Consider the following 13,120-nt stretch of genomic DNA (forward strand, 5'->3'; position numbering starts at 1 on the left):
CGCGTTTTTTAAAATTCGTCCTTCCCTATCTATTCAATTGGTAAATCCTATCAAACCGTCATTGTGGTGAAACATGATGGCTAGATTAGTGTTAACAGAGCTTGAACCCTGCTAAACTCGCAGCGCGGCTGCACACTTCACCAGTCAAATCATCAATCAAACGAGAGAGATCACCATGATTGTCGAAAATGTGCTTCCTAAAGATTACGCAGAACTGCTTGATGTTTGGGAAAATTCAGTCCGAGCGACTCACGACTTTATTACAGAAGAAGATATTGAGTTTTTTAAACCTATTATCATTGAGCAAGCCTTTCCCGCTGTGACATTAAAATGCGTGAAAGATGCCAGCGGCGCGATTGTTGGCTTTGTTGGTGTCCATGACCATAAGATCGAGATGTTGTTCATCCTCGATGCACAACGTGGTCAAGGCATTGGTAAAGTACTTTTGCAGTACGCCATCGAGCAGCTTAATGTGACCAAGGTAGATGTGAACGAGCAAAACCCTCAAGCCGCTGGTTTTTATCAGCATATGGGGTTCAAAGTTGCTTCTCGCTCACCGGTCGATGATATGGGTAAACCCTTTCCAATTCTGCACATGACACTGTAATTTGCCTCGGCTCTATCCACACCGTCCGCGACTGACAAGATGCCAGAAGAAACACCCAAAGCTAATAACTTTGGGTGTTTCCGTATCTGCACGTTAGAAAGCATCTATCAATAAAATCTAAAAACTGATTCTATTTCTAGCACCATTATCAAAACTATCAAATAAATCTATGCTCTATTCCAGTTGCCGAGCAATGAACTGACCACCATCAGAATGCAAACACAATAACGGAGCAGATTATGTCTACTTACTATTCAGTACTCGAAGTTACCCCAACCAACCAAGATTGGGTTGCCGATTACATCGGTCCCGCAAACAAACTTGTCGCGCAATATGGTGGTAAGTATCTCGCCCGCACCAATAGCCACGAACGCCTTGAGGGCAATGGTGAAGACCCAGCATTAAGAATTATCATTGAGTGGCCATCAAAAGAGGCGGCGATTGGGTTTATGAATGATCCTGGCTATGTTCCGCATCTGAAGGCTCGCACCGCGGGTTCTATTAGTCATCACTCGTTGATTGAAGCGAAAGACGATTTGGCTTAATCAAAGTAAAACGCCTTCCTTTCTACTCCATAGAAAGGAAGGCGTTTTTGCATCTTACTTCTTCACACAAATGTAATTGGTTCGAAACTCTAAGCCATTCTTCTCAGATACGGATTGTTGCCAAGCTTTACCAGCGGTCTCACATGTCTGTTTACTAGTGAAATCACTAATGTGTTCTATCTGGCTGATTTCAAAATTTGTCGTATAGGAAGTAAGTATCAAAACCCAAATAGTCATTTTTCGATGCCTTTTTATTTAAACTTTATCTTTGAAGCTAAATGAGAAACCTGTGTTTGCTTTTCAAGTCTTTGCTCAAGCTCTTTAATTTTCATCTCTAGCTGCTTCGTGTGTGCTTCTTGCTCTCTTTCTACAATGGATTGGAAACGAGAACAGTCAATCTGTTTTGCGCCGCCAAATGAGTAAGTTATTTGAGCACCAATATACTTTCCCGTATCTTCGGTTTGAGTTCTATCATATGAATCGTAGTCGGAATAATCACGATTATCTCGACCACCACCAAAGCTTAGCTCCCATGGTTGAAAATCCGACTGTTCACAGGTTGCACCCGAAGAACTTCGGATTTCACTTGATGCAAAAGATTGAGCTGACATCAAAAGTGCAGCGACAAAGATAAAACGTTTCATTTGTTACTCCGATGGATACAGGTTAAATAGCTCCGCTTCGGAGCAGATACGCATTCCAGTAGACCCCGCTAGGCTCACCGAACATACTTTAAACAGTTGAGCGCCTTTTCTGGCTTCTAACTTCACTGGAACGTCTACAGACAACGTATCGTTATCTGTCATAGTGAACACATTTGTAACTGGTTCATTGTTCACTTCAATATAATAATCAGTATCAGGACCTCCATGACTCACCGTAATTGGGATGAAAGCATCAGCCGGTTGCCAACGCTCTAAACTGTCTTCAGCCCATAAGTCAGCGATACTTGAGTGGTTGTGCTCATAAGCCATGGCTGCAGGAGCCATGAGTGCAGTTAGTAGTAATAGCTTTTTCATGACTCCTCCATCAATTACTTACAAATGATGTCTGCAACGATACGAGTTTTCTGGTCTGTACCAGCAAGCAAGTTGTTCACGTTTATGTCAGACATGTCGATAGTCATGTTAATTGGCTCAAGCTGACCATTCTGATTCTCAATCGTTAGCTTACGAATACTATCTAGAGTGTCGTCTTGATTATGTTTTTGGTAGTTAACACGTACCTTGATATCTTTCTTAACGTCGTCTTTATTGTGTAGATCGTGCACATAACGTAGGTCAGTACTAGCTGCGAACTCAACTTCTGTTCGAGAGCCCGTGTTATTCTTAGTCCAGAATACAAACTCAGATTTTTGGTCATCCGACAGGTTAGAGTCTTTAAGTTCAACAGCAACACCACACACAGCAGGGATGTTCGTAGTTAAAGTAGCTAAACTCTCATCCGCGTAGCCTGCTGCTAAAGTCGAGCCAGAAAGAGCGAATAGAGATAGTGCAATAATAGAGTTTTTCATTTGATATACCTTTACGTACTAATACTAATTAAAAACAAAAAAGCAGGAGCAGCATTAGAATGTATTTTGTGTCGCCCCTGTGGCTTGGTGGGCATATTAATTGGTACCAGTACCAATTGCAACGATTTTTTTAGTACTAGTACAAATAAATTTTGCATGCTAAAATTTAACTCATTATTTTAAGCACTTAGAACACACAGCAGGTAACATGGCTAGAATTACAGCCCAGGAAAGGCGCGAGAAGAAAGAGAAAATGGACGAATGCATCGTCAACATTTTTCTTAATGAAGGTTGGTCTTCAGTCACTTACGACCGATTAGCAAAGGAATTTAACGTAAGAAAAAGTAGTATCCAAGCTTACTACCCGAGCAACGTTATGTTTGCAACCGCGCTACAAGGTGTGGTTTTTCCTATTGTTATGGGTCTCTTGAACTTCGAGTCTAAAGATAAGTTTATTGACTCATGGCTCAAGGCTTATCAAGACAAGGACAATCATGTGTTTAGGGAAGCTGTCGAAATGCTCTTGCAAAATATCCTCAAAGACGGAACTAGCCCGCACTCTCGCAATGGAGTACTGAGACTGCAACACCACCTAAGCGCAGAAATTGGAGAAGAAGAAGCGATCGATGCGGTCAAATCTGTTTTTGGCGAGTTAATCTATCGAAAGATGTATGATTAGCCATTTCTTCTACAAAGCTAGCTCACGAGCTAGCTTTATGATTACCAAGATTCCCTATCTATTTCCCATCTCGCTCCATGAAACACCCAGTAATCTTTGAGTTTGCCGTAGGTGCTGGGTTTCGTGGACTGCAGAGCAAAAATACACCGCGAATGAAAGACTTTTTGCTCTAACTCGGTCTGGTTAAGTCAATAAACGACAAAATCGTCGCTTGCGAGCACGTGAGCATAATCAGGGGAAGAGTATGTTAATCAAGAAGAATCATCGCTGGGCATTATCTGAAAACGACGCTACGCCAGAGTCGGTTTACAAAGAACGTCGCGCGATACTGAAAAAACTTGGGATTGCTGTGGTAGGAATGCCGCTTGCGGCTAATGCCCAAGCTGGGATCTTTGATATTTTCTCCTCTAAAGAAACGAAAGCAACAACTGACCCTAGGGTAGATCTTGACGTCACCAAACCCGAGCAATATCAAGCTAATCTATCCCTCACTCCTGAAAGCAAGGTCCTAAAATACAATAACTTTTATGAGTTTGGCACTGATAAAGGCGACCCTGCCAACAATTCGTCTAAATTTATCACTGATCCGTGGACAGTTGAGATCGACGGGTTGGTCAACAACCCAATCAAGCTCGACTACGACGACATCTTTAACACATTTACGCTTGAAGAGCGCATCTACAGATTGCGCTGCGTCGAGGCATGGTCGATGAACATTCCGTGGATAGGGTTTCCTCTTGCTGACCTTATTAAGATGGCAGATCCTCAAAGTAGCGCTAAATACGTAGCGTTTGAAACACTCTACGATCCTAAACAGTTTCCTGCCCAACGCTCATGGAGCAGCATTGATTACCCTTATGTCGAAGGATTAAGACTCGATGAGGCAATGAACCCGCTCGCGCTTATCTCCGTTGGGCTCTACGGCAAAACGCTCGCTCCGCAAAACGGTGCACCATTGCGACTTGTTGTTCCGTGGAAGTACGGCTTTAAAAGCATTAAGTCTATCGTTCGTATTCGACTCACAGATAAAGAGCCGCCAACGACATGGAACCGCTCTGCGCCAAGCGAATATGGCTTTTATGCCAACGTTAATCCGCAGGTCGATCACCCAAGATGGAGCCAAGCGAGCGAGCGCTTTATTGGTGAAGGAAGCGTGCTGAGCAGTCGCAGACAACCGACCTTGATGTTCAATGGCTATGAAGAAGAGGTGGCGCATCTATACAAAGATATGGACTTGAGGAAGTTCTATTGATGAAACTTACCCCAAAGTCGATTATCGCACTGAAGGTACTCATTCATACTGTATCTCTGGGCTTTTTTGCCTTATTAGTGATAGCCATCATCAATGACAGCTTAGGTGGTGACCCAGTGCAGTACATCATTCATTTCACTGGTATCAGTGCGCTCAATACCTTATTTATCACTTTACTGGTTTCACCGCTGGCACGATGGAGTAAACAAGGGTTGTTGGTCCGAGTACGAAGATTACTCGGACTCTATAGCTTCTTTTGGGCGGTGCTGCACCTCATTGCCTTTGCAACATTGGATCTCGGATTAGACTGGAGCCTACTCGCTTCTGAGATAGTGAAGCGACCGTACTTAACTGTGGGTGCTGCAGTCTGGATTATTTTGCTGCTGCTATCGGTCACATCAACACAAGCCATGATGCGTAAGTTGGGACCAAAGTGGCAAAAGCTGCACAATTGGGTCTACTTGGCAGTAATACTAGCGCCTATTCACTTCTATTGGTCAGTGAAGTCTGAAGTGACTGAGCCAGCGATATATCTAGTCGGTGCTGGGCTACTTTTGATAGCACGTGGGAAAGTGCTAAAGAAGAGGTTAGGGCTTTTCGCAAAACGATAGTTCTTGCCGCGATAGCCCTTGGGAATTTGTATCGACTCAGCCGCCTAATCTCCTTTGCTCAAGGTTTTTGGCGGCAAGAATTCAAACCAGATTAAGGCTTCTAAACTGAACCCATCAGACGTTTTTTAATGGGTAGCAGTGATGCCCCTTTAACCTCAGCACCAATGGCGATATTCGAGAAATACAGCGTTGGTGATGGGTAGCCAAGTAGCATCTGCTCACCTAGCACTTTATTGATCGAGATTTCAAATAACCGCTTCACGTCTTTAGGTGCATGACCACCGATTACAATAGCGCTAGGATCAAACACACCCAAAAAGGCTCGAATAGAGCGAATCAGCATAGGCTCAACCGATTGATACCAGTTCATCACCAAAGGCATGTTCGCCTTTACTGTTTGGTCTAGGTCATCACTGGTTTCGACACCATGCTCAGAGAGATAGCGCAACAGATTTGACATTGCAGGGCGCACCAAGCGTTCTTCTTCAGTGAAAGTACGTCCGATTTGCCCAGCATTATTGAGCCCACCTGACATCAGTTCATTACGCCAAACCAGGCCGCTGCCATAACCATAACCAAACGACAGATATAGGAAGCTATTGAACTGCTTTCCTTGTCCTAACATCAACTCCGCGACAGCCGCACAATTGGCACTGTTATCGATCCAAACCGGTATCGACAATTGCTGACTCAATTGAGTCGCGTAGTCCATCTTAGGCCAGTCACCAAACGCCTCAAAGACTTCAGAGCCTGCCTCTAGTTTGGCTCGAAAGCTCGGAAGGGCAACACCCATACCCAATAGCTGATAAGGATAGATGTTGTTTTGCGCTAACTGGTCATAAACGGCACGGTACAAGTTCTCAAAAGCTACGTCACTATAGTAATTTTCTACGTCTAGTCGCGACTCCGATACGGTTTCCCCTGTAAGGTCAACAATGCTCATGTAGATCCCCTGCCCCTTAACAAAGCTCAACCCCAATGAGTAATACTGCCTAGCATTAATTCGCACCGAAGGGCTAGGTTTTCCGCGCCCCTTCGCAATCGGGTCTCCCAATACAAACACCTGCTTCTCGAGTAACGCCTCGACAATTCGGTGAGTGGATTGCTGCGTGAATGGCACTTTGGCAGTGATGTCGCCTCGTGAAATGATCTTTTCATTCCAAACCACGCCCACGACCAGTTTCTCGTTATCCGAAAGCTCGATCTGTGCATATGGGTGAGATAAAGGTTCAGTCATGTTATTCCGCTTTAGAGTATGGTTTGCATGTGTCGCGACAAATATTGCCATTTATCGTATGAGGTTGTCACCAAGAGGTTTTTACCTGTGACGAAGGTATCTGCCGATTCCCCGTCTAGATAGGCGGCATATCCGCCCGCTTCCGTAATAGCGAGTAGGCCAGCATAGTGATCCCACGGTTTGATTTTCCTCTGCGTTAAATAGAAATTTCCGGCACCAAACAGCAGCCCTCTATACTCATGGCAGGAGCAACCGAAAGAGATGGTGCGCTTGTAGTCTTGCATCAACGTCATCAACGGCTTGGTCTGGTCTTCATCAAACAGAAAAGGAGAAATAAAGCCAAAGTCGCCTTCCTTTTCTTCGATGACCAAATCACGCCTCTCACCATCGCTGTTTTGCCAATAGCAGCCGTGCCCTTTTTGCGCCCACACCCAATCGTCGTTTAGCGGGTCATAGAGCATTGAAAACACAGTCTGTTTATTGATACGAATCGCCAACATGACACCAAACACACCAATGCCATGAGCGAAGTTGTAAGTACCATCAATCGGGTCAATTACCACGAGTTTGTCGTGATGCTCAGGATGAAATGTGGACTCATTCGACATCATTTCCTCCCCCATAAAAACAAAATCAGGGAAAAGAGGCTTGAGGTGTTCGACCAGATCCTGCTCGACTTTTTTGTCGCAATCGGTCACCAGATCCGTGACTGAAGATTTCGTCTCTATTTGCTGGCTCTGCAGTTGTCTGAAGTTGGTCCTAATGGTTTCCCGCGACTGTTGACGAACAATTGTGAAAATCTGGGTGATCGTTTTCTTATCTAACATGCTCAACAAGCTACCTCTACCCTACTTTATCCAATTTATCGACATTCAACTCCACTCTCTTCGTCGTGTTAGGATCGAAGAAGTGCAGTTTGTCTTCTGGGAAGTAGATACGGACTTGTTCTGCTATTACGATGTCTTGTCCCAACTGCGTGGCGATCATCAACTCCTGCTTGTCTCCCATCTCAACTGTCACCACCTTATGTGAGCCAAGATCTTCGACGTATTTCACGCAAACATAATCACCTTTGTCCTGGTTAAACTCGATATGTTCAGGGCGGATACCTACCATCATATCGTCAGGAACCAAACTTAATGCACTCGCATCAATATAAGATTCAACCACTGGATTGATTTTGAGAAGGTTCATGGCTGGTGAACCGATAAAGTTAGCGACAAACATGGACGCAGGCTTATCGTAAATATTGGCAGGGGTATCGAATTGCTCAAGGTTGCCCCCGTTGAGTACGATGATGCGATCAGCCAATGTCATGGCCTCAACTTGGTCGTGAGTAACAAAAACCGACGTTGAACCAATACGTTGATGCAGTTGAGACAATTCCATTCGCATTTCATGTCGCAACTTAGCGTCGAGGTTCGAAAGTGGCTCATCAAAAAGTAGCACGCTTGGCTCGCGAACAATCGCACGACCAATCGCCACACGCTGCCGCTGTCCGCCTGACAACTCGCTTGGCAACCTATCCAGGTAAGGCTCAAGTGAAACGATTTTCGCCACCTCTTCTACTTTCTCGCGACGAGTTTGTTTCTTCATACCCTGGATTTTAAGAGAGTAACCAATATTGTCAGCGACCGTCATATGCGGATAAAGCGCATAGTTCTGAAACACCATGGCACACCCACGTTGTTTGGGTTCAAGATCTTGTACTTCACGTTCGCCTATGCGAATGACGCCCTGGTCTGCTTCCTCTAAGCCAGCAATAATGTTCATTGTTGTCGACTTTCCACATCCAGACGGACCAAGAATGACAATAAACTCACCAGCACGAATATCGATATTGAGATTATCGATGACTGTATTCTTACCGTAAGACTTTCTGATGTTAGTTAGCGTGATACCCTCAGCGTGCTCACGAATATTATCTAATAGGTTGCTCATTTTACTTCTCCGAGAGTGTTAGGCCTTTAACAATGTATTTCTGCATTACGGCAATCATCAAAATGGGAATTATGTTAACGAGAATGGCTCCAGCCATGATCATCGGGTAATTCGGGGTTGCGCCATCGACGACGGTACTCAACTTAACGAGCCCAACCAGCGCGGTTTCCATGTCAGGTCTTGATGCCACAACCAGCGGCCACATGTATTGGTTCCAACCTCCCATAAACATGAGTATAAACAGCGAGATGATGCTGGTTTTCGATAAGGGCAGTAAGATGTCGACCATAAAACGAATTGGACCCGCGCCGTCCATCGTGGCCGCGTGAATCAATGACGGTGGAATGGTTTTGAATGACTGTCGGAACAAAAAGGTGCCCGTTCCCGATGCCAAGATTGGCGCTGCCATACCAAAATACGTGTCGAGCAAACTCAGTTCCAGGTGCAGTGGCGAGCCGTAATAGTGACTAATCAAATAATTAACGCCTACCCAATCCATTAGCACATTAACTGGAGACAAGATGTTGGAGGCGACTTCGTAGCTGGCAACAATGCGTAAATCGAGAGGCACCATGGTCGACATCAAGATCATGAAGAAAATTATCGTGCCGTAGCGAACTCGAAAGTAGACGATGCCAAATGCAGCAAGAAATGAGAACGCGGTTTTCCCCGCGGCTGACATCAAGGCAATAATAATACTGTTGCCAATCTGTGGAACCAGATTGGTCTCCGACATGACGAGTCTCATGTTACTGACTAGTTCACTTCCCGGCAGGTATTGCAGGCCTTCGCGCAAAAATGTCTCGTATGAATGTGTCGCGGTGATAATCACAATGTAGATGGGCAACAGTACAAACAGCATACCCACTACTAAGATGGCATTTGCCACGCGATCTATGGATTTTGAATTTTCAATCATGGGATTAACGCTCGTACTTAACTTTCTTTTCTAGGTAGAGGAACTGCACCAGAGCTAAGCTCAGTACCATTGCAGTTAGTATCACGGTTTGAGTTGAGGCTCCCGACAGGTCTCGACCCAAAAAGCCATCCTCATAGATTTTGTATACCAACAGCTTGGTTGAGCCCCCCGGTCCCCCTTGGGTCATACTTGCAATCAATGCAAATGCAGAGACCACAGAGTCCGTCACTTCAAGAACCAGACTTAAGAACAATTGCGGTGTTAACAAAGGGATATAGATATCTATGATGCGGCGCCAAGGCCCCGCTCCATCCATCGCTGCAGATTGAGTGAGAGAGACTGGAATCGCCTGTAAGCCACCTAGGAAAATGACAAAATTGAAGGGAATGCCTCCCCACACGTGCGCGATGATCAGCATGGTAAAGGCATGGCTACCGTTCATGCCTGGTTCCCAAAGCCCTGGCTGAATCTCATTTAAAAATGAAAATATGCCTACGAAGGGATTGAAAATAAACGCAAAGGCGACACCGATCGACGCGCCCGCGACCGCCTTTGGCCAAACTAAAAAGTTTCTAGCCGGTTTAGACAGCTTGAGCTTTCTATCAACGGCAATGGCAAGAATCAGGGGCACTAGCACCGATAAACTCGACCCGACCACCATAAACTTCACTGTCAGCCAAAAACTGCGATAAAACTCTGGATCAGCAAAGGTATAACGGTAGTTATCCAATCCAACGAAAATACTCTCTCCGCCAAAGGGAGGCTGAAGAGTTAGAGACCATTCCACCGATTTCAGTATCGGAAGATAAAAGAACAAAAACAGCAATAACAGCTGTGGACCAGCAAACCACAACGTCAACCACCGTTTCTTATAAACTGCCTGCATGACTATCCTTGAACAACTTAAATATGTAATAGAACCGATTTTTTACACGTTACGTGTAATTTATGAATCTAATATTACACATTAAGTGTTTTATTAAATCTAAGAGTCCATTTAATCTCCCTTTCTTATCAAATACATCAAGCCCCCTCAAAATGACATGAATTTACAGTACCTTATTATCACCAACTTACTACTTAGCTAATCAACCAATACATTTTGACTATTTTTAAAACTTCAAAGAAACCAACATCTTTCTGTAACATTCGCGATGATATGCTAATTATACACATTGAGAGTAAATTGGAGTTTAGCAATGAAACTGGTTAAAACAGCCCTAGCGTTGAGTGTTGCCTCTCTGGCATCTGTCGCGAGTGCTTCTGAGTCGACGACCATCGAGTTTTGGCATTCGATTGGGGGCAACGTCGTCGATACCATGTGCGAATCTTTTAATGCACAGTCCGCCAATAATGTTGAGTGCATCTATCAAGGTGACTACGACACGGCAATGCAAAAAGCCGTGGCTTCTATTCGTGCAGGCAATCACCCAGCATTAATGCAATTCTTCGAGGTGGGAACAACGGATCTAATGATGTCGGGTATCGCGAAGCCTCTAGAAGAGACCTACGACGACGTTAATTGGAGCGATTACATCGCTGGCGCCAAAGGCTATTACCAATCCTCTAGCAATAAGCTCATGTCGCAGCCATGGAACTCATCAACCATCGTGCTGTACGTCAATCAAGCTCAACTGGAAAAAGCGGGGATCTCTGGCACACCAGAAACCTACGAAGAGCTTCACGCAGCAATGAAGCAGCTGCAAGAAAGCGGCCATCAGTGCCCATACACCACAGATGGCCACCCTTGGCGTGTCATGGAACAAGTGGCAGCTCGTCATGGTGTCGATATCGCAACGCAGCACAATGGCTTTGACGGCTTAGATGCCGAATACAGAGTCAACCAAGGTCTTATCGTTGATCACATGAACAACCTGTACGACTGGAATCAACAAGGTCTCGTCAAGCTTGACCCACAAACCCGCGCGGGCAAGTACACAAGTGCATTCGCCGCGGGTGAATGTGCCATGATGGAAGCCTCTCTTTCTGCCTACAACGCTTCTTCGACGGCACTTGGCGAAGACCTTACCATCGCCATGGCACCGGTATATCAAGACTATGATCGTCTCAACACGTTTGTAGGTGGTGGTTCACTGTGGATGCTTGACGGCCATACAGCGAAGCAGGAATCCGTGGCAAAAGAGTTTCTCGATTACCTTCGAAAACCAGAGACACAAAAAAATCTGACAGCCATGACAGGCTATTTGCCAGTCACTCAAGAAGCCTACCAGCACATTATCGAAACCACAGAAGCGGATGACCCGACTTTTGCCTCTGTTCATGCTGGCTATGCGTCTCTCAATCAGCCAAGCAGTGCGAACTCTCGCGGTATACGCCTTGGTTTCTACACGCAGTTCCGAAGCGTATTCCAAGAAGAGACTCAAAAAGCATTTGCTGGTGATATCAGCATGCAAACAGCACTCGATAATGCCAAACGTCGCGGTGACCAACTTTTGCGACGATTTGAACGCACGTTCCGCTCGGCAAGCTAATTCTTTAATTGTTTTTTGGTAAGTAAGAGTCGTTAAGAGAGATAAAAATGAAATCTAAATTGTTAATGGTAGGCGCTTGCGTCTCCGTATTGGCTGGCTGTAATAGCAGCACTGATGAACAAGTTACTGATAGTCAACGTGTCGATGTCATGCTTGAGCGTTTGCACAACGCTAATGAACATAGAGATCATGTGTTCGTTGTCGGTCACCGTGCACTGTGGACAGATCAAGGCGAAAGCTTATTCCCTGAACAATCGCTTAAGTCTATCCAATATGCGATCGATATGGGCGTCGACGCGGTGGAGCTAGATATTCGTGTTACCGCAGATGAGCAGTATGTCATTTTGCATGATGGTTCACTCGATCGAACGACGGATTGTACTGGCAGTATCAGCAGTAAAACATGGGACGAAGTCAAAGACTGTAGACTCACGATTCGAATCGATGATTCAGGCAACTACGAGCCAACGGAAGAGAAGATCCCTACCTTGGAGCAAGTCTATGCACTGGCGAAAGACAAAATCCTCATCAACCTTGATAACAAAGTTGGTAATGGGCGCTACCCAGACATGCTTAACATGGCTCGTGAGTATGGCGTTGAGCGTCAAATCTTAGCCTCGGTTCGCATGGCCAATGAGAGCGGTCGTCAATCTGGTTATGCACTTATCGAAGAGTGGAAAGACTCCGACGTGATATTCATGCCAAACATCTATGACTCAGATGCGGACTACAGCGATCCTGCAAACTATTCTTACCTAGAAGAAATTTTGGAGACGGTTAATCCAGCCGTAGTTCAAGTACGCAACGCTTGGCATGACTATCCGCAGTCTGTCACACAAGATGGTGGTTTCTTCTTCACTGATGAGGCGTTGGCGCTGCGTGACAAATACAACACGCACTTTTGGATCAACACGCTATACGACAGCACCGCTGGTTTGCGTTCTGGCGGACGTGGCGACGAAATGGCTTTCTATGACGATTTACCCGACGAAGTTTGGGGTTGGTGGCATCGCACAGGCGCAACCATGTTCCAAACCGACGAGCCAATCATGGCGACAGAGTTCTTAGAAGAATCTGGTTATCGCAAAGATTACGAATAAGGTAAGCACTAACTGTCAGTTAGGCCTCAAGAAGCCCAATAGATAGCCATCTATTGGGCTTTTTTCTTGTTGATTCCACCCCTCCGCTCGTCAGATATTCGTCATCCTCAGGAAAGTGAGGTTCTCCTACCGCGTGTAGGTAACTGAAAATATTCGACTAAGTCACGTAATTCAGCTTTGCAACGCGCTATATGAGATTCCCTTTTTCAAGGGAATGACGATGA

The 13,120-nt window shown here is 45.3% G+C and carries 15 protein-coding genes; 7 read left to right on the plus strand and 8 right to left on the minus strand.

Annotation, left to right across the window (positions count from 1 at the left end; all coding sequences use genetic code 11):
• The first annotated feature begins 175 nt into the window (after positions 1-175).
• Together LY387_RS19665 and LY387_RS19670 are read left to right on the plus strand one after the other, a co-directional pair.
• Entirely contained in the window at positions 176-607 is a 432-nt protein-coding gene (locus LY387_RS19665) for a GNAT family N-acetyltransferase (protein ID WP_234497539.1), read from the plus strand.
• A gap of 239 nt (positions 608-846) precedes the next feature.
• A complete protein-coding gene (locus LY387_RS19670) occupies positions 847-1,152 on the plus strand; it encodes a DUF1330 domain-containing protein (protein WP_234497540.1) in 306 nt (101 codons plus the stop codon).
• Positions 1,153-1,403: 251 nt separating this feature from the next.
• On the opposite strand, the gene LY387_RS19675 is transcribed toward LY387_RS19670, so the two are convergent.
• Genes LY387_RS19675 through LY387_RS19685 form a run of 3 tightly spaced genes read right to left on the minus strand, consistent with a single transcriptional unit; the run spans position 1,404 to position 2,665 of the window.
• Complete coding sequence (locus tag LY387_RS19675) at positions 1,404-1,796, minus strand: hypothetical protein (protein WP_234497541.1); 393 nt, start codon at positions 1,794-1,796, stop codon at positions 1,404-1,406.
• 3 nt (positions 1,797-1,799) lie between these two features.
• Complete coding sequence (locus tag LY387_RS19680) at positions 1,800-2,171, minus strand: hypothetical protein (protein ID WP_234497542.1); 372 nt, start codon at positions 2,169-2,171, stop codon at positions 1,800-1,802.
• Between the two features lie 14 nt (positions 2,172-2,185).
• Positions 2,186-2,665 carry a hypothetical protein gene (locus LY387_RS19685; protein ID WP_234497543.1) on the minus strand — a complete coding sequence of 160 codons (480 nt, stop codon included), beginning with the start codon at positions 2,663-2,665 and terminating at the stop codon, positions 2,186-2,188.
• A 208-nt stretch (positions 2,666-2,873) separates the two neighbouring features.
• On the opposite strand from LY387_RS19685, the gene LY387_RS19690 reads away from it, so the two are divergent.
• The 3 genes from LY387_RS19690 (at position 2,874) to msrQ (ending at position 5,207) form a co-directional block, all read left to right on the plus strand.
• Positions 2,874-3,344, plus strand: a complete 471-nt coding sequence (locus tag LY387_RS19690) for a TetR/AcrR family transcriptional regulator (RefSeq protein WP_234497544.1) — start codon at positions 2,874-2,876, stop codon at positions 3,342-3,344.
• 244 nt (positions 3,345-3,588) lie between these two features.
• Positions 3,589-4,596, plus strand: coding sequence for a protein-methionine-sulfoxide reductase catalytic subunit MsrP (gene msrP, locus LY387_RS19695; protein WP_234497545.1), 1,008 nt, complete (start codon positions 3,589-3,591; stop codon positions 4,594-4,596).
• Positions 4,593-5,207: a protein-methionine-sulfoxide reductase heme-binding subunit MsrQ gene (gene msrQ, locus LY387_RS19700; RefSeq protein WP_234497546.1), complete on the plus strand. Its 615-nt coding sequence runs from the start codon at positions 4,593-4,595 to the stop codon at positions 5,205-5,207. Before msrP ends, msrQ begins: the two co-directional genes overlap by 4 nt.
• Positions 5,208-5,307: 100 nt before the next feature.
• Here the strand turns inward: msrQ and LY387_RS19705 are convergent, their stop codons facing one another.
• From LY387_RS19705 to LY387_RS19725, 5 genes are read right to left on the minus strand one after another with little or no spacing between them, the layout of a single operon-like run.
• On the minus strand, positions 5,308-6,444 hold the full coding sequence (locus LY387_RS19705) for an ROK family protein (RefSeq protein ID WP_234497547.1): 1,137 nt from the start codon (positions 6,442-6,444) through the stop codon (positions 5,308-5,310).
• An 11-nt stretch (positions 6,445-6,455) separates the two neighbouring features.
• Entirely contained in the window at positions 6,456-7,271 is an 816-nt protein-coding gene (locus LY387_RS19710; protein ID WP_234497549.1) for an inositol monophosphatase family protein, read from the minus strand.
• Positions 7,272-7,287: 16 nt separating this feature from the next.
• Entirely contained in the window at positions 7,288-8,385 is a 1,098-nt protein-coding gene (locus tag LY387_RS19715) for an ABC transporter ATP-binding protein (RefSeq protein WP_234497550.1), read from the minus strand.
• A gap of 1 nt (position 8,386) precedes the next feature.
• Positions 8,387-9,304, minus strand: coding sequence for a carbohydrate ABC transporter permease (locus LY387_RS19720; protein ID WP_234497552.1), 918 nt, complete (start codon positions 9,302-9,304; stop codon positions 8,387-8,389).
• A gap of 4 nt (positions 9,305-9,308) precedes the next feature.
• Positions 9,309-10,190: a carbohydrate ABC transporter permease gene (locus LY387_RS19725; RefSeq protein WP_234497553.1), complete on the minus strand. Its 882-nt coding sequence runs from the start codon at positions 10,188-10,190 to the stop codon at positions 9,309-9,311.
• 313 nt (positions 10,191-10,503) lie between these two features.
• Here LY387_RS19725 and LY387_RS19730 point away from each other — a divergent pair, with 313 nt between their 5' ends.
• Positions 10,504-11,796, plus strand: a complete 1,293-nt coding sequence (locus tag LY387_RS19730; protein ID WP_234497554.1) for an extracellular solute-binding protein — start codon at positions 10,504-10,506, stop codon at positions 11,794-11,796.
• 47 nt (positions 11,797-11,843) lie between these two features.
• Positions 11,844-12,896 (plus strand): glycerophosphodiester phosphodiesterase family protein, encoded by a 1,053-nt coding sequence (locus tag LY387_RS19735; RefSeq protein WP_234497555.1) that lies wholly within the window; start codon positions 11,844-11,846, stop codon positions 12,894-12,896.
• Positions 12,897-13,120 lie beyond the last annotated feature (224 nt).

This window comes from Vibrio maritimus (assembly GCF_021441885.1).
Taxonomy (GTDB): domain Bacteria; phylum Pseudomonadota; class Gammaproteobacteria; order Enterobacterales; family Vibrionaceae; genus Vibrio; species Vibrio maritimus_B.